We start from the raw sequence: 22572 nt of genomic DNA on the forward strand, positions 1-22572 counted from the left end.
ACAGGTACGAAGATCGCGCGCGACAGGCCGGGGGGACGAAGGCCGTTCTTTGGTGTACCTCTCCCCTTCCGTCGGGCCAGGCCGAAGGAAGGGCACCACCGCATGGGACGTCACAGCTTGCCCGACGAGTATGGGACGGACGCGGTCGGCCCCCGCCCGCGCACGCGCGGCCGGACCATGGCCATCGCGACGGCGCTGGTCCTGGTGGTCGCCGGGGGCACGGCTCTCGCGGCCAGGAGCGGCCTGCTCTCCTTCGGCGGGGCCTGCGACGGCAAGACGGTCCACCTCGACATCACCGCCTCGCCCGACGTCGCCCCCGCGCTGCGCGACGCCGCGAACCTCGCCCGCAAGAAGCATCTGACCTCCGACGGGCAGTGCCTCGACACTCGCGTGCAGGCGGGCGACTCGTACAAGATCGCCGATTCTCTGCGGAAGGGCGTGAGGGGCGCCGGGGATTACGAGGCGTGGGTGCCCGATTCGAGTCTGTGGATCCAGCGTGCCGGTCTCGGCGGGAACGCCACCCCGGTCACGGCGATGGGCAACATAGCCTCCTCCCCCATCGGCATCAGCATGGTGCCGTCGGCCGCGAAGAGCATGGGCTGGCCCGCGAAGCAGTACACCTGGGCGCAGTTGACCGGCGCGGCCATGGAGGGCGACAAGCTGCGGCTCGGGACCGCCGACCCGGCGCGCAGCGCGACCGGTCTCCTCGCCCTGACCCAGCTGGGCGCCTCCACCAAGAAGTCCGGGGCGGAGGGCGACACCCAGGCCGCCGCCATGGCCAAGGCGCTCTCGCAGCGCACCACCGACAGCGACGGCCGGCTGACCGACACCCTGGCGCGCGACTCCTCCGGCACCGAGCAGGGCAATCCGCGCCGCAATCAGGCGCTGTTCCTCTCCGAGCAGTCCTCGTTCCGGTACAACGCGACCGCCGGCGACAAGGACGGGCTCGACCTCTTCTACCCGAAGGACGGCTCGCCGCAGCTCGACTACCCGTTCGCCCTGGTCGACGAGGGCGACAAGTCGACGGACGAGCGGCGCGCCGCGATCCGTTTCATGACCCTGCTCGGTGAGGACGCCGGCATCCGGATCCTGGACAGGCACGGCTTCAGGACGGACGACGAGGAGCCCTCGGACGCCGTGGTCGCCGGGGCGGGCGGCCGCAGCCCGCAGCCGTACGCGACGTCGGACTCCGAGCCGCCGACGGACAAGGAGCTCCAGGAAGCCCTCGGCATGTGGACGATCACGGTGCAGAGCGCCCGGATCACCGTGGTCGTGGACGCCTCCGCCTCCATGGCGAACTACGTGCCGGGCCGCAACCAGTCCCGCATGGAGGTCACGAAGGCGTCGATGCTCCAGGCGCTCGCCACGTTCACGCCCGAGGACGAGATCGGCCTGTGGGAGTTCGCCACGCTCCTCGACGGGAACCGCGACTACCGCAAGCTCGTCCCCACCGAGCGTCTCGGCGACCGCAAGGGCAGCGGCACCCAGCGCGACGAGCTGTCCGAGGCCTTCAGCGGTCTCCAGCCTGTGCCGGGCGGCGCCACAGGTCTCTACGACACGACGCTCGCGGCCTACGAGGAGGCGACGTCGTCCTACCGGAGCGGCAAGTTCAACGCCGTCGTGGTCGTGACCGACGGCGCGAACCAGGACCTCGGCTCCATCTCGCGCAGCCACCTCGTCTCGCGGCTCCAGAGCCTCGCCGACGCCCAGCACCCGGTGCCGCTCATCGCCATCGCGGTCGGCCCTGACGCGGACAAGGACGAGGTCGAGCAGATCGCCGGGGCCACCGGCGGCTCCGGGCACCAGGTCAGCGACCCGGCCGAGATCCACGCGGTGATCCTCAAGGCGATCGTCGAGGCGGGCGCCAAGGGCTGACCGAGCTCAACCGACAGGCCCGTCAGCCCAGTTGCACCGCCGGTGCCGGGAGCCCCACCGGCCACATGTGCACCGGGTCCCCGGCGTGCATCAGCTCGCAGTAGCGCCGGGTGGTCGCCGCGAGCGCCGCGTCACGCTCCAGGCCGCTCTCCAGCGCGCGGTGGAACGTGGCCGCCTGCCACGACGCCCCGTTGACCCGCCGCCGGCAGCGCTCCTCGATCACCCCGAGGTAGAAGTCGCGGTCGGCCGCCTCGACCCCCCAGGCATCGAGCCCGGCGGCGGCCAGCGGCAGCAGCTCATCTCGTACGAGCGTCACGGCGGGCACCTTCTCGACCCCGCCGAAGCGGCCCCGGCGCGGCCAGTCCAGGCGCGCCTCGATCCCGTACCGGCAGGCCTCGTCGAAGTTGCGGGCCGCCGCGTCGAAGGGCAAGCGGGTCCAGACGGGGCGGGCGTCCTCGGCGAGGGCGCGTACGACGCCGTAGTAGAACGCAACGTTCGCGATGACGTCGGTGACGGTGGGACCCGCGGGCAGGACGCGGTTCTCCACGCGCAGGTGCGGCATGCCGTCGGCTATCCCGTACACGGGCCGGTTCCAGCGGTAGACGGTGCCGTTGTGCAGGACGAGTTCGCCGAGCGCCGGAACACCGCCGTCGTCGATGACGCGCAGCGGCTCCTCGTCGTCGCACAGGGGCAGCAGAGGCGGGAAGTAGCGCAGGTTCTCCTCGAAGAGGTCGTACGCGCTGCTGATCCAGCGCTCGCCGAACCAGGTGCGCGGCCGCACCCCTTGGGCCTGGAGCTCGGGCGGGCGGGTGTCGGTCGACTGCTGGAACAGGGGCGGCCGCGACTCGCGCCACAGCTCATGTCCGAACAGGAACGGCGAGTTGGCGCCGACCGCGACCTGTACGGCGGCGACGGCCTGCGCGGCGTTCCACACGTCGGCGAATCGGGCGGGCGTGACCTGGAGGTGCAACTGCACGGAAGTGCACGCCGCTTCGGTCGCTATGGACCCCGAGCTGCAGCGCAGGTGCTCCACCCCGTCGATGTCGACCACGAAGTCCTCGCCGCGCGCGGCCACCATCTGGTCGTTGAGAAGGCTGTAGCGGTCCACGTCGGACAGGTTCGCGGAGACGAGATCATCGGGCGCGAGCGTCGGGAGAATGCCGATCATCACGATCCCGGCGTCCACCTCGTTCGCTTTCCGGTGGGCATAGGCGAGGCCGGTCCTGAGCTCCTCGGCGAGCCGGTCGAGAACCCGGCCTTCCAATCGATGGGGGGCAATATTCACTTCCAGATTGAACATTCCGAGTTCGGTCTGGAAATCACGGCTCGCGATGCGCTCGAGAACTTGCGCATTCATCATTCTCGGCATGCCGTCGGGCCCCGCGAGATTCAACTCGATCTCCAGACCCATCAGATTTCTCGGACGGTCGAACCTCTCCTCTTCCAGGAGTCGCCCGAGCCCCACCAGGCACTGCTGCAGCTTCCTGCGGTAGTGCCGTCGATCGGACAGGTCGAACGCGCCCGCCACGACCTTCTCCCCCATGGAAGCGTCCCTCCTCGCATGGACGACCCGGCCACCCGGCCGCTGTGTCACGGTGGATGATGCCCAGGCAATGTGATCGATAACGCCTCGCTCTCCGCCACGGGCGAGTAGGCTCGCAGCAGTTGTCACGGGGCACATTCACGAGGCATGCAGCATCTCGAAGAGTCGGTTCCACCTGGCCTGGTGATAAACACCGACGAGAATCGGCCGTCCGCTCGCCGTGAAGATTACGAGGTCACGGACCCGGCCCCGCTGAAAATCGGGAGATTTCCCTCATCTCGCCGACCGAATAACGCCTTGCCGAGCATTTTCGAGACGGCTAGCCGAAACACCGCGTGAACACGTGTCGTATAAACTCCGCGAACGAGGCAGAGAGTTGGCGCTCGCGGTACCTGCCCCCGCCCCCTCTGGCCCGGTCAGCAGACACCGCCGTCCGCTCGTCCCGCCACGCCCTCGATCCACCGTGCCTGTCGAATGAGAGGCGACCCACCATGCCGCTGCATGTCCCTCCGGCTCCCGCGCCCGCCCTGCGCACCGTCCTCACGGCCCTCGGTTCCCCCACCGCAGTCCGCGAGGCCCGCACCCCATCCCTGCGCTCCGCCCAAGGACCGGCAAGCCCCGAACTCCCGTTGCCCGTCCATGTACTGGACCGGGTCACGGGCAGCGCGGGCCCCGCGCCGACCCGACTCGCCGGCTGGCGGTTCCTGATCCGCTGCGGGGAGCGCGCGGTGGCCGCCGCCGACACGATGCTGACCGCCGACGGCTGGGCGTTCTCGCACTTCTTCGAGGGTCCGTACGTCGCGGCCACCGAACGCGCGCTACGCCAGGCCGAGTCCCTGCCCGCCGCCTACCAGCCGCGTCTGCTCTCGGTCCCGGAGCTGTACATGCTCACCCTGTGGCTGCACGGGGACTGCAACGCCGACGCCTCCACGGGACATCCCGCGGCCAGTGACCTCCTGGTCCCGCTCGCGCCCGCGCCGCCCGGCATCGCCGCCCACCGCCCCCACCGGGTCGCCGAACTGCTGCCCGTCCTCACCCATCGACTGACCCCCTCGCCCCTTCTGGGCTCGCCCGCCTGACGCGACCGGGCCGCCTCACGCGCCCGCGCCCCGCTACCGATGCCGACCGGTCGCGGGGCGCAGCCGTGCCCTCGCCCGCCCTTCCGGACTAGCCCGGTCAGGCCACCCCGAACCACCCGAAGGGACAGTGCAGTTGGGGTGAACCGTCCGCACGGGTGACGCGTCCTCATCCAGTGAGGACCGCTGCGACGAAATACCTGCGGATTGACGCCCGTGGGGCAACACTGGGTTCCGGACCGACCGACAAACGGGGGGCGGCCATGAACAACGCTTCGAGCCGCAGGACAGACAGCGACATCACACCCATCACCGACATCACTTCACAGGGAAAGATCCCATCCATGTGCCAGCACCAGCCACCGTGCCCGTCCGCAGACTCCGCCGACCGGGAGGCCGCGCTCCCTGTGGCCCACCACCCCGAACAGGGCTGGAGTCTGCTCTGCAACGGCGTCCTGCTCTTCGAGGACACCGGTGAGCTGCTGCCCAACGGCCAGATCATCGCTCCGCACCGCCCCGTGCACGTCGTGACCGCGGCCTGAGCGGAGCCGGACGCCGACGGCGTCCCCCGTACGAAAGGGCCGGCCCCGGGAAACCCCGGAACCGGCCCTGACGCATGTCAGCGCGAGTATCAGTCCTCGTACGCGTCCATGGGCGGGCACGAGCAGACGAGATTCCGGTCGCCGTACGCCTGGTCGATGCGGCGGACCGGCGGCCAGTACTTGTCGGCGGCCACGACACCGGCGGGGAAGACGGCCTCCTCGCGGCTGTACGCGTGCTCCCACTCGCCGCCGAGCGCGGCCGCGGTGTGCGGCGCGTTGCGCAGCGGGTTGTCCTCGGCGGGCCACCGGCCTGAACCGACCTTCTCGATCTCCCCGCGAATGGCGATCATCGCCTCGCAGAACCGGTCGAGCTCGGTCAGGTCCTCGCTCTCGGTCGGCTCGATCATCAGCGTCCCGGCCACCGGGAACGACATGGTCGGCGCGTGGAACCCGTAGTCGATGAGCCGCTTGGCGATGTCGTCGACGCTGACGCCGGTCGCCTTCGAGACCGGGCGCAGATCGATGATGCACTCGTGCGCGACGAGGCCGCCGGGGCCCGTGTACAGCACCGGGAAGTGCGGCTCGAGACGCTTGGCGATGTAGTTGGCGCTCAGCACCGCGACCTGCGTGGCCCGCTTGAGGCCCTCGCCGCCCATGAGACGCACATACGCCCACGAGATCGGCAGGATGCCCGCGGAGCCCCACGGCGCCGCGGAGATCGGGCCGACGCCGGTCGCGGGTCCGGCGGCGGGCTGCATCGGGTGGTTGGGCAGGTACGGCGCGAGGTGCGCGCGGACGCCGACCGGGCCGACGCCCGGACCGCCGCCGCCGTGCGGGATGCAGAACGTCTTGTGCAGGTTGAGATGCGAGACGTCGCCGCCGAAGTGGCCCGGCTTGGCGAGGCCCACCAGGGCGTTCAGGTTGGCGCCGTCGACGTAGACCTGGCCGCCGGCGTCGTGTACCTGCGCGCAGATGTCGGCAACGTGCTCCTCGAACACACCGTGCGTCGACGGGTAGGTGATCATCAGGACGGCGAGCTCGTCGGCGTACTGCTCGATCTTGGCGCGCAGGTCGGCAATGTCGATCTCGCCGTCGTCGGCCGTCTTCACGACGACGACCTTCATGCCGGCCATCACGGCGCTCGCGGCGTTGGTGCCGTGCGCGGACGACGGGATGAGGCAGATGGTGCGCTGGTCGTCGCCGTTGGCGCGGTGATAGCCGCGGACGGCGAGGAGACCGGCCAGCTCGCCCTGCGAACCGGCGTTCGGCTGGAGCGACACCTTGTCGTAGCCGGTGACCTCCGCGAGGCGCTCCTCCAGCTCACGGATGAGCGTGAGGTAGCCCTGTGCCTGCTCGGCGGGCGCGAAGGGGTGCAGCTGGCCGAACTCGGGCCAGGTGACCGGCTCCATCTCCGTCGTCGCGTTGAGCTTCATCGTGCAGGAGCCCAGCGGGATCATGCCGCGGTCGAGCGCGTAGTCACGGTCGGCCAGCTTGCGCAGGTAGCGCAGCATCGAGGTCTCGGAGCGGTGCGCGTGGAACACGGGGTGCGTCAGGTAGTCGTCCCCGCGCAGGAGGTCCGCGGGCAGCGTGTCCTCGGCGGCCGCGTCGAGCGCGTCGACATCGGCCTCGACACCGAACGCGGTCCAGACGGCGCCCAGTTGGGTACGCGTCGTGGTCTCGTCACACGAGATCGACACGTGGTCGGCGTCCACCAGGTGGAGGTTGACGCCACCCTCGCGCGCGGCGCTGACGATGTCGGCGCCGCGCCCGGCGGCCTTCACGGTCAGGGTGTCGAAGTAAGCGCCGTGCACGACCTCGACACCGCCGGCCTTGAGGCCCGCGGCGAGCAGCGTCGCGTACCGGTGGGTGCGCCGCGCGATGCCCTTGAGTCCGTCGGGTCCGTGGTACACGGCGTACATGCCGGCCATGACGGCGAGCAGCACCTGAGCGGTACAGATGTTGCTGGTGGCCTTCTCCCGCCGGATGTGCTGCTCACGGGTCTGCAGCGCGAGGCGGTACGCCTTGTTGCCGTCGGCGTCGACGGAGACGCCCACGAGGCGGCCGGGCAGGCTGCGTGCGAACTTCTCGCGGACCGCCATGTAGCCGGCGTGCGGACCGCCGAAGCCCATCGGGACTCCGAAGCGCTGCGTGGTACCGACGGCGATGTCGGCGCCGAGCTCGCCGGGCGAGGTCAGCAGCGTGAGGGCGAGCAGATCGGCAGCGACCGTGACGACGGCGCCCAGCTCGTGAGCCTGCTCTATGACCGGCTTGATGTCGCGGACAGCTCCGGAGGCGCCCGGGTACTGGATCAGGACGCCGACGACGCCGCGCTCGGCGACCTCGGCCGGGATGCCCTCGGAGAGGTCGGCGACGACGACCTCGACACCGGTCGGCTCGGCGCGCGTCTGGATCACGGCGATGGTCTGCGGCAGGGCGTCCGCGTCGACCACGAAGGCACCGTTCTTGACCTTGCCGATGCGCCGCGACAGCGCCATGGCCTCGGCCGCGGCCGTGCCCTCGTCGAGCAGCGAGGCGCCCGAGGTCGGCAGGCCGGTCAGCTCCGCGACCATCGTCTGGAAGTTGAGCAGTGCCTCGAGCCGGCCCTGCGAGATCTCCGGCTGGTAGGGCGTGTACGCCGTGTACCAGGCCGGGTTCTCCATGACGTTGCGCAGGATGACGGGCGGCGTGAACGTGCCGTAGTAACCGAGTCCGACCATCGAGTCGAGGACCTGGTTGCGGTCCGCGAGGGAGCGGAGTTCGGCGAGCACCTCGGCCTCGGTGCGGGCCCCGGGAAGATCGAGCGCCTCGGCGCTCTTGATCACGTCCGGGACCGCGGCCGCCGTCAGCTCGTCGAGCGAGCCGTACCCGACCTGCGCGAGCATCTTGGCCTGCGCTGCTTCATCCGGACCGATATGGCGCTGCTCGAAGGGGATTCCCTGCTCCAGCTGGGAGAGCGGAATACGGTTGGCGGTCATTGCGGAGGCCTCCTGGTCATACGACCTGCGAGGGGCACCACGGCGCGGGTGCCCGGACGGCCTCCCCCTCTGTCATCTCAACCTGAGAGCTTCACCGGCGTACCCCACATCACGAAGGGCATGCCGACTTTCACCGTCGGTGAGAGCGGAGGCCTGAACGCCCGCCCTGCTTTCCAGAGTGACCTCGTCCGTGCGGTACAGGGGCCTGAGAGATTCCGGGGAGGAGTTGCTCCTTCGGCGCCTCCGGTGTCATCCGGAGGACTCTCCCGCACGGGGTCAGCAGCCATCGCCAGCCTACCAGCGGCGACAACGCCCCCGGCTTCGAGTGGCCGCCGTCACCAATGTGCACTTTGGTAGTGCTTACGGATGAGTTGCGAGCAGCTGGAGGGCCCCGTGCAGACCGATGTCGATCCGCGAAACCTGATCGGCCGCAAGGCGTTCGACCGCAACGGAGCCAAAATCGGGACTGTCGACGAGGTCTACCTCGACGACGCGACCGGGGTCCCGGAGTGGGCGGCCATACGCACAGGCCTGTTCAGCCGGGACGCCTTCGTCCCCCTGGAGCCGAGCGAGCTGGTGGAGGGCACCCTGCGCATCCCCTTCGAACGCTCCCTGATCAAGGACGCCCCCGACTTCGGGGTCGGCCGTCACCTCTCTCCCGAGCAGGAGCTCCAGCTCTACCACCACTACGGGCTCGACGTCACGGGCCCGGACGACCCCGAGCCCCCTCAGGACCGCAACTTCGGCAAGATCGCCGGCACATCAGACGACACCTGACCCGGCACCCTGCTCCCCCGCGTCAACCCGCCTCACGTCGCCCTCCGCCACCAGCGGCAGCGGCTCCGCGGGGACGAGCGCGGGGTCGTCGGTGCGGAACGTACGCACTCGCCCCGGCTCCGAGTACGGCGTCTCGAAGCGCACCGTCACCCTCCCGAGCCCGCTCCCCTGCACCCACCCGTGCCCGAACTCCTCGTGCCGCACGTCGTGCCCGGCCACCCAGCGCCGGTCCGCGGCCTCGACGACCTCCTCGGCAGCCACCTGGCCCTCATCCCCCGCACCATCCACCCCTTCCGTCTCCCCCTCACCCTCGGCCGCGTGCGCCTTGGCCTCGGCCTGCGCCTGCGCGAACAGATCCTCCTGCGTGTAGTCGGCCAGACCCGTCACTCCCACGCCCAGCAGCCGCACCCCGCCCGTCGTGTCCACGGACTCCAGGAGCCGCGCCGCCGCCTCCCGCACCACTGCGGGGTCGTCGGTGGGCCCGCGCAGGGTCTCGGATCTCGTCAGCGTGGAGAAGTCGTAGCGCCGCACCTTGAGGACCACGGTCCGCCCCGACCGCTCCGCCCCCCGCAACCGCTGCACGCACCGCTCCGCAAGCCGCTGCACCTCGGTCCGCACCCGCACCCGGTCGTGGATGTCCACGTCGTACGTGTCCTCGACCGACACCGACTTGGCGTCCCGCTCTGCCACCACGGGCCGGTCGTCGTGCGCGAGAGCCATGGCGTACAGCGACGCCCCGTGCGACTTCCCCAGCAGCCGTACGAGCTCGTCCTCGCCCGCCTCCGCGATCTCCTCGACCGTGGTGATCCCGGCACGTCTCAGATGGTCCCCGGTCGCCGGCCCCACGCCGGGCAGCGTGCGCACGGACATGGGCCCGAGCATGGCGCGCTCGGTGCCGGGCACGATCAGCCTCAGACCGTCCGGCTTGGCCTCCTCGGAGGCGATCTTCGCCAGCATCTTCGACGCCGCGATCCCGACAGAGCCGGTCAGGCCGGTCACGGCCCTGATCTCCTCCCGCAGCCGCTCACCGGCCAGCCGCGCCGACGCGGCGTCCCAGGCCACCTCACCGGCCTCAAGATCGACGAACGCCTCGTCGAGGCTCAGCGGCTCCACCAGCGGCGACAGCTCCCGGAGCAGCCCCATCACCTGCTCGCTGACCTCGCGGTACAGCTGGAAGCGCGGTACGAGATACGCCGCATTGGGCGCGAGCCTTCGCGCCTGTCCGATCGGCATCGCCGAGTGCACCCCGAACACGCGGGCCTCGTACGAGGCGGTGGCCACCACCCCACGAGGTCCGATCCCGCCCACGACCACGGCTTTCCCGCGCAAGCTCGGCTTCGATGCCTGCTCCGCCGAGGCGTAGAAGGCATCCATGTCGAGATGCAGGATCGTGGGCGCGGTTCTCACATGTCCGATGCTGCCCTATGGCACTGACAATGCCCCGGCGGACGCATCGACCCAGCTCACACCGCGCGGTTGCGCCGTCTCGCCAGCTCGTCAGCGGGGTTGTTCCCGTGGAGCGTCTCACCGGTGTCGATGCGCTCTCCGTGCAGCTGCGACAGGGCGCTCTCGACGTCCCGCCACACCACACCGACCGCGATACCAAAGATGCCCTGACCGCCCTGGAGCAGATCGTGGACCTCCGTCGGCGAGCTGCACTCGTAGACGGTGGCGCCGTCGCTCATGAGGGTCAGCCGCTCCAGATCGCCGAAGCCGCGCTCCCGCAGGTGCTGCACCGCGGTGCGGATGTTCTGCAGTGAGACACCGGTGTCCAGGAACCGCTTCACGATCTTCAGGACGACGACGTCCCTGAAGCTGTAGAGCCGCTGGGTCCCCGACCCGTGGGCGGGGCGCACACTCGGCTCGACCAGACCGGTCCTCGCCCAGTAGTCCAGCTGCCGATAGGTGATACCGGCCGCCGCGCACGCGGTGGGTCCCCGGTATCCGACCTGCTCGGGCGTCGCCTCGTCATCCCCCTGAGCGACCACCGGCAACACCGTCGGCCGACGCGGAATGTGACCGGCCGCGTGGCCGTGAAGCGAGTACGGGCCGCTCTCCGCCGGAATGTGTCCGACGCCCCCAGCCGTACCGTCGCCGCTGCTTCTCACGCCGACCTCCTCTTTGACCTGCCTTCTCGACGGTAGGCAGTCACCAGGGGTGCGTCAACGATCGCCACACTCGGCACGCCGAGTGATAATCACCCTACGAGTGGTTTCCCGTACCTCACCGCGGGGAAAGGCTAGCCGAATGGTCCGGCCGGGCCCCCGGCGCGGCAGCGGCCGCCTTCCGGCGGCCGCTCGCGTCACTGACTGTTGGTCCCGAAATCCTCGGGCGAGATCTGGTCGAGGAATTCGCGGAACTTCTCCACCTCGTCCTCCTGCTCGTCCGGGATCGCGATCCCGGCGTCATCGAGCACACCGTCACTGCCGTAGATCGGCGTACCGGTGCGCAGCGCGAGCGCTATGGCGTCCGACGGGCGGGCACTGACCTCGACACCGCTCGAGAACACCAGTTCCGCGTAGAAGACGCCTTCGCGCAGGTCGGTGATGCGTACTTCCGTGAGCTCCTGCCCGACCGCCTCCAGCACGTCCTTGAAAAGGTCGTGCGTCAGCGGGCGTGCGGGGGCCATGCCCTGCTGTGCGAAGGCGATGGCCGTCGCCTCCCCCGGTCCGATCCAGATGGGGAGGTAGCGGTCGCCTCCCACTTCACGCAGGAGCACGATCGGTTGGTTGGAGGGCATTTCGACCCGGACACCTACGACGTCGAGCTCGTTCACACAGCAACCCTAGGACGTGCCCGGCAGGTTTGGGTAGTCGGGCACCCGTCGACCGCCGGTCGCACACCGCGCGAGCACCCCTCGGATCAGGGCAGACGCACGCCGAGCGCGGTCTGCACAAGCGCCCCGTGAAGCTTCACGGTCAGCCCCGCCAGCTCCTTCGCGCGGGCCTGCGCGTGAGCCCTGGTCTGGGGATTGCGGTGCCGTCGCAGAGGCGCGACGACCTGGTCGACCAGACCGGCCTCCCGGTCGGCAGCGGCCTTCATCGCCCGCAGATGCCGCGGCTCGATCCCGAAACGGCCCAGTTCCATGACCAGCTCCGCGACCGTGACCGCCTCCGCGTCGTATCCGCCGTCGGGCAGCGGCGCGATGAGGCCGTACGACTCCCACTCGTCCAGCTCGGGGGACTCGATCCCGGCGGCGGCAAGCAGCTCGTCACGGCCCACACGGGCCACTGTCGGGCCTTCGCCGCCCTCCGGGGCCGTGCCGTCCTCGCCGTCACCCGGCCGCCCCGGAGAGGGCAGCGTGATCGCTTCTCCCCGCTCCAGGGCGTCGAGCTGTTCCTTGATGACCTTCAGCGGCAGATAGTGGTCCCGCTGCATGCGCAGTACATGGGCGAGTCGCTCGACGTCGTCCGGGCTGAACTTGCGGTACCCCGAGGGGGTTCGCTGCGGCTCGATCAGCCCCTCCGACTCCAGGAACCTGATCTTGGAGATGGTGACTTCGGGGAACTCGTCGCGCAGGACGTTCAGCACGGTGCCGATGCTCATCAGCCGACTGTCCGTGAGGGCGATGCCGTGACCGGCACCGCCCTTCGGTGTTTGAAGCATGGACCTTCCTGACAGGTCAGATGCCCCGCTGGCTCGCGTAGAAGACCAGCCGGTACTTGCCGATCTGCACCTCGTCGCCGTTCGACAGCGTGACCGAGTCGATCCGCTCCCGATTGACGTACGTGCCGTTGAGGCTGCCCACGTCGCTGACGGTGAAGGCGCCGTCAGCCCCGCGACGGAACTCCACGTGACGGCGCGAAACAGTCACGTCGTCAAGGAAGATGTCGCTCTGCGGGTGCCGTCCCGCCGTGGTCAGTTCGCCGTCGAGGAGGAAGCGGCTGCCCGAGTTCGGACCACGTCGCACCACCAGGAGCGCCGAACCGAGCGGCAGGGCGTCGACGGCGGCCTGCGCCTCCGGGGAGAGCGCCGGCGACAGCGTCTGACCGGTGACTTCGGCGTCGTAGGCCTCAAGGCCCGAAATGGAAATCGTCGAGGTCGTCTCGGACGGACGCTCGGCTCCGGCGCGCAGGGGCGCACCGCAGTTGGAGCAGAACCGGCTCGCCTCGGCGTTACGGTTTCCGCACCTCGTACACACCAGTGCCGACATGGACGGATCCTCCTGCCGCGGCTGCCCCGCGGGGGCATGGGACGCATACGGATCGGAGGTAAACCCTCCACCCGCACTTGAGGTTGACGGTTCCCCGAAACCTATGCGGCCGGACACGGCAGGGTCAACAGACGACGCGCCCTGTCCGCCCGAAATGTCACCGCCCTGAGGACCGACCTGATCACGGAACAGCGGGCGCTCCGCCCCCTGCACCTCCGCGTCCTGGGTGCGCGGTGCACGATGGCGGGCAGTGGCATTGGCATTGCCGCTGTCCTCACGTGCGCTCTTGCCGAACAACTTCGCAAACAACTTCACGGGCGATTCCCCTTGACCGAAACAGACCCGCCCGTGGGGCAGGACGAACCCTGATTGCACACACCGCCATACATCGGCGACACAGACATCCTCACAACGTCCGTATCCGCCAAACAGTTTCCACCACGCACCCCGCTTACGGTGCGCCGACCCCCCGCAACCTCATGCCCTGGCCGGACTGCCCCCATGCGCCACCGTCTCACTGGGACGACGACTGAGCGTAGTCAGGCCGCTTCGCCGGTCGCAAGGCGTCCACGACGATCTTCTGTGCCTGTGTCACGGTAACGGTGGCCTGCTCCTTCTCCAGAGTCTGAACCACCCCACCAGGGATGTTGAGCGCCGGCTCCAGGTCCTGCGGCTTGCCGATGACCTTGAAGACGAAAGGCTCGCCGATCTTGTGACCGTCCACACTCACCCGTCCGCCGCTCGCGTCCGTCAAATACGTGTCGGCCACGACCCGGACGTCGTTCACCTGGATCGCCTCGGCGCCCGCCGCGCGGAGCTCCTGGATCGCATCGAGCAGCATGTCCGCCTGCACCGCGCCCTTCTTGTCGCTGACCGTCAGCGTGATCCCGGGGCCCTGCGCCGCCACGGTGCCCGCCAGAATGCCGAGTTGCCGCTCCCTCTCGACCGTCTGCTTGCGGGCCTCCTCGGCCTGGTCCGAGCTGTTCTCCAACTCGGTGCGCTGCCCCTCGAGACGCTGCTTCTCATCTCCCAGACGCTGAGTACGGTCGTCCAGTTCATCGAGGATGCGTACGAGATCTTCCTGACGTGCGCCGCGCAGCGCGCTGCTGTCGCTGTTGGACCGCACCTGGATGGCCAGACCCAGGCCGAGCACGAACAGCAGGACGGCGACGATGAGTTGCGCACGGGAGACCCTCGGCGGCCACAGGCCCTTGGCCAGCCGCTGGCGTCCGGTCAGTGCGGGGTCCTTCGCCTCCGCCGCGGGCGCTTCCGTGTCGTCCGCGCCGTCCGCGCCGTCCGCGTCATCCGCCGCTTCGGGCGCGACCTCGTCCGGCAGTTCCTTGCGCAGGCGGTGCTGCTCGTCGTTGTTCTTGTTCTCGTCCTCGGACATCGGCCTCACGCCCGGAAGATGTGCCGCCGGATGGCGGCCGCGTTGGAGAAGATGCGGATACCGAGCACCACGACGACGCCGGTGGACAGCTGCGCGCCCACGCCCAGCTTGTCGCCCAGGAACACGATCAGGGCCGCCACGACGACGTTCGACAGGAACGACACGACGAAGACCTTGTCGTCGAAGATCCCGTCGAGCATCGCCCGCAGGCCGCCGAACACCGCGTCGAGGGCCGCCACCACGGCGATCGGAAGGTAGGGCTCGACCACCGCCGGAACCTCGGGGCGGACGAACAGTCCGACCACGACTCCCACGACGAGGCCCAGTACGGCGATCACGATGTGCCCTTCTCTGTTCTCGGCTGTGCTGTACGTACGGTCACGCTCGGCGCTGCGGGCAGGCGGACGTCGTCCTGGGCGGAAATGCTGGTCCGGATCCCGAAGTTCTCCTGCAGCGCGTGCAGGTACAGGCCGTCAGGGCTGTTCTGGAACCGGGTGCTCAGCCGCTGGCCGTCCCCCACCGCGAGCACCGTGTACGGCGGCACGAGCGGTCTGTTGTCGACCAGTATCGCGTCACCCGCCGCGCGGATCGCGGACAGGGCCGTCAGCCGCTGTCCGTTGATGGCTACGGCCTCGGCACCGGACTGCCAGAGCCCGTTGACCACCCGCTGCATGTCCCGGTCGCGCACCCGCCCGGTGTCCGAGAACCCGGTGCTCTCGCGCGGCCCTCCGCCGCCCTGGTCGGCTTCCTTGGCGTCGTCGACGGCCAGCTTCACTCCCGGCCCGTGCACCGCCGTCGCGCCGGAGAGCAGACCGACCAACTCGCCTTTGTCGCCGCCGTGTTTCTTCAGCGCCTCACGCTGGCGGTCGCTCACGTCGTTGCGGAGCGAGTCCACCGTGCGCTCGAGCTTGTCCGCGGCGTCCGTCTCCCGGTCGATACGGGCGATGAGCTCCTCGCGCTCCTTTGCCACGACCGGTGCCGCGACCCGCGCCTGCGCCGCCCCCACCGTCACCACGAGCGCCGCGAGGACGAGCCCCGCCGCGAGCCCGAGCTTGGCCCGCAGGGTACGTGGCATGCCACCGCTGCCCTCGGCCTTCTTACGGGCCGCCGCCTCCGCGTATCCGTCGTCGAGGCTGTGGTCCATCACGTTCGTCAGCAGCGACATGGAGGCGTCGGGACGCCTGGGGCTCACGGGGTGTGAGGGACTGCTCCGATCGGGGGGCTGCTGCGGCATGCCGCACATCGTCGCACGTGGTGGCCTCTACCTCCGAATGGCCCCACCGACGGGCCGGTCGGCGCCCGTGACAGGCGCCGACCGGCCCGTACGACGACTCAGCGACCGGCGCTGTCCACTACTGCCGCCCACTCGTCGAGCAGCTGCTGTGCCGACGCGTCGTCGGGCCCCTCGGCCCACAGATGGGTGACGGCCTCGGCCGGGTCGGGCAGCACCATCACCCAGCGCCCGTCCGCCTCGACGACCCGCACGCCGTCGGTCGTGTCGACGGACCGGTCGCCGGCCTCCTCGACGACCCGCCGCATCACGAGCCCCTTCACCGCCCACGGAGTCGCGAGGTCCCGCTTGAGTACATGTGCCCGCGGGATCCGCGCGTCGATCTGACTCAAGGTCAACTGCGTCCGCGCCACGAGCCCGATCAGCCGGACAAACGCGGCCGCGCCGTCGAAGACGGAGCTGAACTCCGGAATGATGAACCCGCCGCGACCGTCACCACCGAAGATGGTCCCCTCGTCCCGCCCGACCCGAGTGAGGTCGTCCGGCGACGTGGTCGTCCACTCCACCTGCGTCCCGTGGTACGCGGCCACCTGCTCGGCGATACGGGTCGTGGTCACCGGCAGCGCGACCCGGCCGCTGCGCCGCTCGGCTGCCACCAGGTCCAGCATGACCAGAAGCGCACGGTCGTCCTCGACGATGCGGCCCTTCTCGTCCACCAGCGACAGCCGCTCGCCGACCGGGTCGAACCGGACGCCGAACGCGGCCCGCGCGGACGCCACGATCTCCCCGAGGCGTACAAGCCCGGAGCGGCGCGCGTCCCGCGTCTCGGTCGGCCGGGACTCGTCGAGCCCCGGGTTGATAGTCAGCGAGTCGACACCGAGCCGCCCGAGCAGGCTGGGCAGCACCAGACCGGCACTGCCGTTCGAAGCGTCGACGACGACCTTGAGCCCCGCCTCGGCAATCCCCGTCGTATCGACATTCCGCAACAGGGAACCGGTGTACGAGTCGAAGACGCTCGACGGGAAGTGCAGGTCGCCGATCTCGCCGGGGAACGCCCGCCGGTACTCCTGCCGCGCGTACACCCGGTCCAGCTTCCGCTGGCTGGCCTGAGAGAGGTCCGCTCCCCGCTCGTCGAAGAACATGATGTCGACAGAGTCAGGCACTCCGGGCGTCGTGCGGATCATGATCCCGCCGGCACTGCCCCGCGCGGTCTGCTGCCGGGCGACGGGCAGCGGCACGTTCTCCAGATCGCGTACGTCGATGGCGCTCGCCTGCAACGCGGAGATGACCGCGCGCTTCAGGGCTCGCGCACCACGCGAGTGGTCACGGGCCGTGGTGACGGTCGAGCCCTTCTTGAGCGTCGTGGCGTACGCCCCCGCGAGCCGTACAGCGAGTTCCGGGGTGATCTCCACGTTGATGATGCCGGAGACGCCACGGGCGCCGAAGAGATGCGCCTGGCCCCTGGACTCCCAGATCACCGAGGTGTTGACGAAGGCGCCGGCCTCGATGGTCTTGAACGGATAGACCCGGACGTTGCCCTGGATAATCGATTCCTCACCGACCAGGCACTCGTCGCCGATGACGGCGCCGTCCTCGACGCGGGCGGCCCGCATGATGTCGGTGTTCTTGCCGATGACGCAGCCGCGCAGATTGCTGTGCTGCCCGATGTACACGTTGTCGTGGACAACGGCCTTGTGCAGAAAAGCCCCGCTCTTCACGACGACGTTCGAGCCGATCACGGTGTGCTCGCGCAGCTCGACGTCGGCTTCGACCTTGGCGTAGTCGCCGATGTACAGCGGACCGCGAAGCACAGCGTCCGGATGAACCTCGGCACCCTCTGCGACCCATACGCCGGGCGAGATCTCGAATCCGTCGATCTCGACGTCGACCTTGCCCTCGAGCACGTCGGCCTGCGCCTTGACGTAGCTCTCGTGCGTGCCGACGTCCTCCCAGTAGCCCTCGGCGATATAGCCGTAGACCGGCTTGCCTTCCTTCATGAGCTGCGGGAAGACGTCACCGGACCAGTCAACCGATACGTCGGCCTCGACGTAGTCGAATACCTCGGGCTCCATGACATAGATACCCGTGTTCACGGTGTCGGAGAAAACCTGGCCCCAGGTGGGCTTCTCGAGGAAACGCTCGACCTTTCCCTGTTCATCGACGATGGTGATGCCGAATTCGAGGGGGTTGGGAACGCGGGCCAGGCAGACCGTGACCAGCGCACCCTTTTCCTTGTGGAAATTGATGAGGTCGGTGAGGTCGAAATCGGTCAGAGCGTCACCGGAGATCACAACGAAAGCGTCGTCCTTGAGTGCTTCCTCTGCGTTCTTCACGCTGCCGGCTGTGCCGAGTGGCTTCTCCTCATTGGCATAGGTGAGCTCCATGCCGAGCTCTTCGCCGTCCCCGAAGTAGTTCCTGACGAGTGATGCCAGGAACTGCACGGTGACGACGGTCTCGGTGAGCCCATGCCGCTTGAGCAACCGCAGCACATGCTCCATGATCGGCCGGTTGACGACCGGCAGGAGCGGCTTGGGCATACTCGAGGTCATGGGGCGAAGGCGCGTGCCTTCGCCTCCAGCCATTACGACGGCCTTCATGTCGGAAGCGTCCTCCTTGAAGAGACGACTGTCTAGCCGACTTCGCCCGTCCGGATGGACCCGCAGATCTCAGAGTGCGGGCCGATCTGGCCTCGAATACCGCCACATGGGCGAGCTCAATCGGCCTCGGAGTCCGCCCTGACCAGTCGGCGGACCTGTACTACGTACAGGATCCCTGCCCACCAGTAGAGCGTTGTACCCCATCCTGCGAACGCCCATCCGAAAATAGCAGCGAGCGTGTTGATCCAGCCGCTTCCGTCGCTGAGGAGCAACAAGGGGAACGCATACATGAGGTTGAACGTGGCGGCCTTGCCGAGGAAGTTCACCTGCGGCGGCGGATAGCCGTGTCGGCGGAGGATACCCACCATCACCAGGAGAACCAGCTCCCGGGCAAGCAGTACGGCCGTCAACCAGATCGGCAGAATCTCGCGCCAGGTGAGTCCTACGAGCGTGGACAGAATGTAGAGCCGGTCGGCCGCTGGGTCGAGGAGCCGGCCGAGGTTGCTGATCTGATTCCAGCGCCGGGCGAGCTTCCCGTCGAGATAGTCACTGACACCGCTGAGCATCAGGACCAGAAGGGCCCAGCCGTCGCTTTTGGGCCCGCCGAACTCGGGCCTGAGGATGAGCCACAGGAACAGGGGTACGCCAAGGAGACGCGCCATGCTGAGGATGTTCGGGATGGTGAGCACCCGGTCCGTCTGGACACGGGTCTCCTGGACCTCCACCCGGGGGCCTCCTGTGGGGAAACGAGCCAACGATGCCCCCCGACCTTACCCTCAGCACACTTGGGGCAGTGCAGAGGGGTGCAACAAGAATTGACGCACAACGCTTGGCACATAACGCAGAAAACCCCCGTAACCGGATTCTCATCCGTTACGGGGGTCTTCTTCAAAAATAGTTCGGCGGCGTCCTACTCTCCCACAGGGTCCCCCCTGCAGTACCATCGGCGCTGTGAGGCTTAGCTTCCGGGTTCGGAATGTAACCGGGCGTTTCCCTCACGCTATGACCACCGAAACACTATGAAACTGTCAACCGCACCGTACGTGACCATGTACGGGGTTGTTCGTGGTTTCAGAACCAACACAGTGGACGCGAGCAACTGAGGACAAGCCCTCGGCCTATTAGTACCAGTCACCTCCACCCGTTACCGGGCTTCCAGATCTGGCCTATCAACCCAGTCGTCTACTGGGAGCCTTAACCCCTCAAAGGGGGTGGGAGTCCTCATCTCGAAGCAGGCTTCCCGCTTAGATGCTTTCAGCGGTTATCCTTTCCGAACGTAGCCAACCAGCCATGCCCTTGGCAGGACAACTGGCACACCAGAGGTTCGTCCGTCCCGGTCCTCTCGTACTAGGGACAGCCCTTCTCAAGACTCCTACGCGCACAGCGGATAGGGACCGAACTGTCTCACGACGTTCTAAACCCAGCTCGCGTACCGCTTTAATGGGCGAACAGCCCAACCCTTGGGACCGACTCCAGCCCCAGGATGCGACGAGCCGACATCGAGGTGCCAAACCATCCCGTCGATATGGACTCTTGGGGAAGATCAGCCTGTTATCCCCGGGGTACCTTTTATCCGTTGAGCGACGGCGCTTCCACAAGCCACCGCCGGATCACTAGTCCCGACTTTCGTCCCTGCTCGACCCGTCGGTCTCACAGTCAAGCTCCCTTGTGCACTTACACTCAACACCTGATTACCAACCAGGCTGAGGGAACCTTTGGGCGCCTCCGTTACTCTTTAGGAGGCAACCGCCCCAGTTAAACTACCCATCAGACACTGTCCCTGATCCGGATCACGGACCCAGGTTAGACATCCAGCACGACCAGAGTGGTATTTCAACGACGACTCCCCCTGAACTGGCGTCCAGAGTTCACAGTCTCCCACCTATCCTACACAAGCCGAACCGAACACCAATATCAAACTGTAGTAAAGGTCCCGGGGTCTTTCCGTCCTGCTGCGCGAAACGAGCATCTTTACTCGTAGTGCAATTTCACCGGGCCTATGGTTGAGACAGTCGAGAAGTCGTTACGCCATTCGTGCAGGTCGGAACTTACCCGACAAGGAATTTCGCTACCTTAGGATGGTTATAGTTACCACCGCCGTTTACTGGCGCTTAAGTTCTCAGCTTCGCACACCCGAAAGTGCACTAACCGGTCCCCTTAACGTTCCAGCACCGGGCAGGCGTCAGTCCGTATACATCGCCTTACGGCTTCGCACGGACCTGTGTTTTTAGTAAACAGTCGCTTCTCGCTGGTCTCTGCGGCCACCCCCAGCTCATGAAGTAAATCCAATCACCGGTGATGGCCCCCCTTCTCCCGAAGTTACGGGGGCATTTTGCCGAGTTCCTTAACCATAGTTCACCCGAACGCCTCGGTATTCTCTACCTGACCACCTGAGTCGGTTTAGGGTACGGGCCGCCATGAAACTCGCTAGAGGCTTTTCTCGACAGCATAGGATCATCCACTTCACCACAATCGGCTCGGCATCAGGTCTCAGCCTTAATGTGTGACGGATTTACCTGCCACACGGCCTACACCCTTACCCCGGGACAACCACCGCCCGGGCTGGACTACCTTCCTGCGTCACCCCATCACTCACCTACTACAAGTCTGGTCCGTCGGCTCCACCACTTTCCTTTCCCCGAAGGGTCCGGAACGGCTTCACGGACTTAGCATCGCCTGATTCAATGTTTGACGCTTCACAGCGGGTACCGGAATATCAACCGGTTATCCATCGACTACGCCTGTCGGCCTCGCCTTAGGTCCCGACTTACCCTGGGCAGATCAGCTTGACCCAGGAACCCTTAGTCAATCGGCGCACACGTTTCTCACGTGTGTATCGCTACTCATGCCTGCATTCTCACTCGTGAACCGTCCACAACTCGCTTCCGCGGCTGCTTCACCCGGCACACGACGCTCCCCTACCCATCCCAGCAGGCGTTGGCCCTCACGCTGGAATGACACGACTTCGGCGGTACGCTTGAGCCCCGCTACATTGTCGGCGCGGAATCACTAGACCAGTGAGCTATTACGCACTCTTTCAAGGGTGGCTGCTTCTAAGCCAACCTCCTGGTTGTCTGTGCGACTCCACATCCTTTCCCACTTAGCGTACGCTTAGGGGCCTTAGTCGATGCTCTGGGCTGTTTCCCTCTCGACCATGGAGCTTATCCCCCACAGTCTCACTGCCGCGCTCTCACTTACCGGCATTCGGAGTTTGGCTAAGGTCAGTAACCCGGTAGGGCCCATCGCCTATCCAGTGCTCTACCTCCGGCAAGAAACACACGACGCTGCACCTAAATGCATTTCGGGGAGAACCAGCTATCACGGAGTTTGATTGGCCTTTCACCCCTAACCACAGGTCATCCCCCAGGTTTTCAACCCTGGTGGGTTCGGTCCTCCACGAAGTCTTACCTCCGCTTCAACCTGCCCATGGCTAGATCACTCCGCTTCGGGTCTTGAGCGCGCTACTAAACCGCCCTATTCGGACTCGCTTTCGCTACGGCTTCCCCACACGGGTTAACCTCGCAACGCACCGCAAACTCGCAGGCTCATTCTTCAAAAGGCACGCAGTCACGACTGCATGTGCAAGCACATACAGCGACGCTCCCACGGCTTGTAGGCACACGGTTTCAGGTACTATTTCACTCCGCTCCCGCGGTACTTTTCACCATTCCCTCACGGTACTATCCGCTATCGGTCACCAGGGAATATTTAGGCTTAGCGGGTGGTCCCGCCAGATTCACACGGGATTTCTCGGGCCCCGTGCTACTTGGGTGTCTCTCAAACGAGCCGCTGATGTTTCGACTACGGGGGTCTTACCCTCTACGCCGGACCTTTCGCATGTCCTTCGCCTACATCAACGGTTTCTGACTCGTCTCACAGCCGGCAGACTGTGAAAGAGAGATCCCACAACCCCACATGCGCAACCCCTGCCGGGTATCACACGCAAATGGTTTGGCCTCATCCAGTTTCGCTCGCCACTACTCCCGGAATCACGGTTGTTTTCTCTTCCTGCGGGTACTGAGATGTTTCACTTCCCCGCGTTCCCTCCACACTGCCTATGTGTTCAGCAGCGGGTGACAGCCCATGACGACTGCCGGGTTTCCCCATTCGGAAACCCCCGGATCAAAGCCTGGTTGACGACTCCCCGGGGACTATCGTGGCCTCCCACGTCCTTCATCGGTTCCTGGTGCCAAGGCATCCACCGTGCGCCCTTAAAAACTTGGCCACAGATGCTCGCGTCCACTGTGCAGTTCTCAAACAACGACCAACCACCCGTCACAACCCACCGAAGCAGATCTTTACCGGGGCCGGCACTGAAGGCGACCGTTTCGGCCGTACCTTCAGACACCCAACAGCGTGCCCGACCCGGTGACGCCCGGAGATCATGCTTTCCACGCCCCGAAGGGGCAGTAC

General features: G+C 67.2%; 16 protein-coding genes, 2 rRNA genes and 1 riboswitch. Of the genes, 4 read left to right on the plus strand and 14 right to left on the minus strand.

What is annotated here, in order from left to right; translation table 11 throughout:
- Window positions 1-102 precede the first annotated feature (102 nt).
- Window positions 103-1875 carry a substrate-binding and VWA domain-containing protein gene (locus tag ACY0PA_RS08895; RefSeq protein WP_473084140.1) on the plus strand — a complete coding sequence of 591 codons (1773 nt, stop codon included), beginning with the start codon at window positions 103-105 and terminating at the stop codon, window positions 1873-1875.
- A 22-nt stretch (window positions 1876-1897) separates the two neighbouring features.
- Here ACY0PA_RS08895 and ACY0PA_RS08900 read toward each other — a convergent pair whose 3' ends face one another.
- The gene (locus ACY0PA_RS08900) at window positions 1898-3418 is read right to left on the minus strand and encodes a glutamate-cysteine ligase family protein (RefSeq protein ID WP_473084141.1); all 1521 of its coding nucleotides are present in this window, start codon (window positions 3416-3418) and stop codon (window positions 1898-1900) included.
- A 491-nt stretch (window positions 3419-3909) separates the two neighbouring features.
- Between ACY0PA_RS08900 and ACY0PA_RS08905 the strand changes: the two genes are divergently transcribed.
- Both ACY0PA_RS08905 and ACY0PA_RS08910 read left to right on the plus strand, forming a co-directional pair.
- Window positions 3910-4497, plus strand: coding sequence for a hypothetical protein (locus ACY0PA_RS08905; protein ID WP_473084142.1), 588 nt, complete (start codon window positions 3910-3912; stop codon window positions 4495-4497).
- A gap of 341 nt (window positions 4498-4838) precedes the next feature.
- Window positions 4839-5036, plus strand: a complete 198-nt coding sequence (locus ACY0PA_RS08910; RefSeq protein WP_165914281.1) for a DUF5999 family protein — start codon at window positions 4839-4841, stop codon at window positions 5034-5036.
- Window positions 5037-5125: 89 nt separating this feature from the next.
- On the opposite strand, the gene gcvP is transcribed toward ACY0PA_RS08910, so the two are convergent.
- A complete protein-coding gene (gcvP, locus tag ACY0PA_RS08915) occupies window positions 5126-8011 on the minus strand; it encodes an aminomethyl-transferring glycine dehydrogenase (RefSeq protein WP_473084143.1) in 2886 nt (961 codons plus the stop codon).
- A 183-nt stretch (window positions 8012-8194) separates the two neighbouring features.
- Window positions 8195-8290, minus strand: a riboswitch (glycine riboswitch).
- Between the two features lie 114 nt (window positions 8291-8404).
- On the opposite strand from gcvP, the gene ACY0PA_RS08920 reads away from it, so the two are divergent.
- A complete protein-coding gene (locus ACY0PA_RS08920; protein ID WP_473084144.1) occupies window positions 8405-8788 on the plus strand; it encodes a PRC-barrel domain-containing protein in 384 nt (127 codons plus the stop codon).
- On the opposite strand, the gene ACY0PA_RS08925 is transcribed toward ACY0PA_RS08920, so the two are convergent.
- The 12 genes from ACY0PA_RS08925 to ACY0PA_RS08980 all read right to left on the minus strand — a co-directional run bounded on the left by ACY0PA_RS08925 (window position 8774) and on the right by ACY0PA_RS08980 (window position 22384).
- Window positions 8774-10195 carry a DNA polymerase IV gene (locus tag ACY0PA_RS08925; RefSeq protein WP_473084145.1) on the minus strand — a complete coding sequence of 474 codons (1422 nt, stop codon included), beginning with the start codon at window positions 10193-10195 and terminating at the stop codon, window positions 8774-8776. The genes ACY0PA_RS08920 and ACY0PA_RS08925 overlap by 15 nt on opposite strands.
- A gap of 56 nt (window positions 10196-10251) precedes the next feature.
- Entirely contained in the window at window positions 10252-10896 is a 645-nt protein-coding gene (locus tag ACY0PA_RS08930; RefSeq protein WP_473084146.1) for a MerR family transcriptional regulator, read from the minus strand.
- A gap of 194 nt (window positions 10897-11090) precedes the next feature.
- Window positions 11091-11564 carry a bifunctional nuclease family protein gene (locus tag ACY0PA_RS08935; protein ID WP_100597640.1) on the minus strand — a complete coding sequence of 158 codons (474 nt, stop codon included), beginning with the start codon at window positions 11562-11564 and terminating at the stop codon, window positions 11091-11093.
- 86 nt (window positions 11565-11650) lie between these two features.
- Window positions 11651-12394: a transcriptional regulator FtsR gene (gene ftsR, locus ACY0PA_RS08940; protein ID WP_473084147.1), complete on the minus strand. Its 744-nt coding sequence runs from the start codon at window positions 12392-12394 to the stop codon at window positions 11651-11653.
- 16 nt (window positions 12395-12410) lie between these two features.
- Complete coding sequence (locus ACY0PA_RS08945) at window positions 12411-13373, minus strand: FHA domain-containing protein (RefSeq protein WP_473086275.1); 963 nt, start codon at window positions 13371-13373, stop codon at window positions 12411-12413.
- Between the two features lie 82 nt (window positions 13374-13455).
- Window positions 13456-14331, minus strand: a complete 876-nt coding sequence (locus ACY0PA_RS08950) for a DUF881 domain-containing protein (protein ID WP_473086276.1) — start codon at window positions 14329-14331, stop codon at window positions 13456-13458.
- Between the two features lie 5 nt (window positions 14332-14336).
- Window positions 14337-14669 (minus strand): small basic family protein, encoded by a 333-nt coding sequence (locus ACY0PA_RS08955; protein ID WP_100597644.1) that lies wholly within the window; start codon window positions 14667-14669, stop codon window positions 14337-14339.
- Complete coding sequence (locus ACY0PA_RS08960) at window positions 14666-15574, minus strand: DUF881 domain-containing protein (protein ID WP_473084148.1); 909 nt, start codon at window positions 15572-15574, stop codon at window positions 14666-14668. The genes ACY0PA_RS08955 and ACY0PA_RS08960 overlap by 4 nt, the downstream gene beginning before the upstream one ends.
- Before the next feature lie 89 nt (window positions 15575-15663).
- Window positions 15664-18159, minus strand: coding sequence for a sugar phosphate nucleotidyltransferase (locus ACY0PA_RS08965; RefSeq protein WP_473084149.1), 2496 nt, complete (start codon window positions 18157-18159; stop codon window positions 15664-15666).
- Window positions 18160-18275: 116 nt separating this feature from the next.
- The gene (locus ACY0PA_RS08970) at window positions 18276-18884 is read right to left on the minus strand and encodes a CDP-alcohol phosphatidyltransferase family protein (protein ID WP_473084150.1); all 609 of its coding nucleotides are present in this window, start codon (window positions 18882-18884) and stop codon (window positions 18276-18278) included.
- A 172-nt stretch (window positions 18885-19056) separates the two neighbouring features.
- Window positions 19057-19173, minus strand: a 5S ribosomal RNA gene (gene rrf / locus ACY0PA_RS08975).
- Window positions 19174-19260: 87 nt separating this feature from the next.
- A 23S ribosomal RNA gene (locus ACY0PA_RS08980) occupies window positions 19261-22384 on the minus strand.
- Between the last annotated feature and the right edge of the window lie 188 nt (window positions 22385-22572).

The organism is Streptomyces sp. DS1-CR2, from assembly GCF_055760475.1.

Coding starts and splice junctions, on each gene's coding strand:
- ACY0PA_RS08895 (WP_473084140.1), top strand. CDS start 103: ATGGGACGTCACAGCTTGCCCGACGAGTATGGGACGGACGCGGTCGGC.
- ACY0PA_RS08900 (WP_473084141.1), bottom strand. CDS start 3,418: ATGGGGGAGAAGGTCGTGGCGGGCGCGTTCGACCTGTCCGATCGACGG.
- ACY0PA_RS08905 (WP_473084142.1), top strand. CDS start 3,910: ATGCCGCTGCATGTCCCTCCGGCTCCCGCGCCCGCCCTGCGCACCGTC.
- ACY0PA_RS08910 (WP_165914281.1), top strand. CDS start 4,839: ATGTGCCAGCACCAGCCACCGTGCCCGTCCGCAGACTCCGCCGACCGG.
- gcvP (WP_473084143.1), bottom strand. CDS start 8,011: ATGACCGCCAACCGTATTCCGCTCTCCCAGCTGGAGCAGGGAATCCCC.
- ftsR (WP_473084147.1), bottom strand. CDS start 12,394: ATGCTTCAAACACCGAAGGGCGGTGCCGGTCACGGCATCGCCCTCACG.
- ACY0PA_RS08950 (WP_473086276.1), bottom strand. CDS start 14,331: ATGTCCGAGGACGAGAACAAGAACAACGACGAGCAGCACCGCCTGCGC.
- ACY0PA_RS08960 (WP_473084148.1), bottom strand. CDS start 15,574: ATGTGCGGCATGCCGCAGCAGCCCCCCGATCGGAGCAGTCCCTCACAC.
- ACY0PA_RS08965 (WP_473084149.1), bottom strand. CDS start 18,159: ATGAAGGCCGTCGTAATGGCTGGAGGCGAAGGCACGCGCCTTCGCCCC.